At 59.8% G+C, this 577-nt stretch carries 2 protein-coding genes and 1 pseudogene; all 3 read left to right on the forward strand.

Annotated elements, in window-relative coordinates; all coding sequences use genetic code 11:
* Window positions 1–184 (forward strand): annotated as a pseudogene (locus AB4Z23_RS27940) (carbonic anhydrase); the annotation flags it as partial.
* A 30-nt stretch (window positions 185–214) separates the two neighbouring features.
* Window positions 215–508 carry a hypothetical protein gene (locus AB4Z23_RS27945; protein WP_441361233.1) on the forward strand — a complete coding sequence of 98 codons (294 nt, stop codon included), beginning with the start codon at window positions 215–217 and terminating at the stop codon, window positions 506–508.
* Between the two features lie 6 nt (window positions 509–514).
* Window positions 515–577, forward strand: a 63-nt coding sequence (locus AB4Z23_RS27950; RefSeq protein WP_441361234.1) for a cyanase, incomplete at its 3' end; no start/stop codon positions are given.

Consider the following 577-nt stretch of genomic DNA (forward strand, 5'->3'; position numbering starts at 1 on the left):
TATCCAGACCCACCCGTCGGTGCGCCTGGCTCTCGAAGAGGGGCGCATAGCCTTGCATGGCTGGATTTACGACATCGCGAGCGGCCTTATCGAAGCTTTCGATGGCAGCAAGGGCGCCTTCGTTTCCCTTGCGGACAATCCCGAAGTCCAGGCCATCAAATATCAGGCCAGGCGCGCTGCCTAAGCCCCAATCCCAACCAAGGAGATAATACCAATGTTGCAGTCTCAAGCCACGCAGGCCGCTCGCCAAGACCTGACGGACGTCATCCTCGCATCGAAACTCAAGAAGGACCTGAGCTACGCCCAGATCACTGAAGGCACCGGTCTGTCGGAGGCCTTCGTCACCGCAGCCCTGCTCGGCCAGCATCCTCTCCCAGCGGATGCCGCCAAAGCCGTGGGCAAGACGCTCGATCTCGACGACGCCGCCGTTGCCCTGCTTCAGACGGTTCCGATCCGCGGCAGCATCGGGAATGGTTTGCCGACCGATCCGACCATCTACCGCTTCTAAGAGATCGTGCAGGTCTATGGGACCACGATGAAGGCTCTGGTCCATGAGAAATTTGGCGACGGCATTATC

The organism is Agrobacterium sp. MCAB5 (genome assembly GCF_052114365.1).
Classification (GTDB): Bacteria; Pseudomonadota; Alphaproteobacteria; order Rhizobiales; family Rhizobiaceae; genus Agrobacterium; species Agrobacterium tumefaciens.

What these genes read in the sequence shown, in the direction of transcription:
- AB4Z23_RS27945 (WP_441361233.1), top strand. Translation starts at nt 215, where the DNA reads ATGTTGCAGTCTCAAGCCACGCAGGCCGCTCGCCAAGACCTGACGGAC.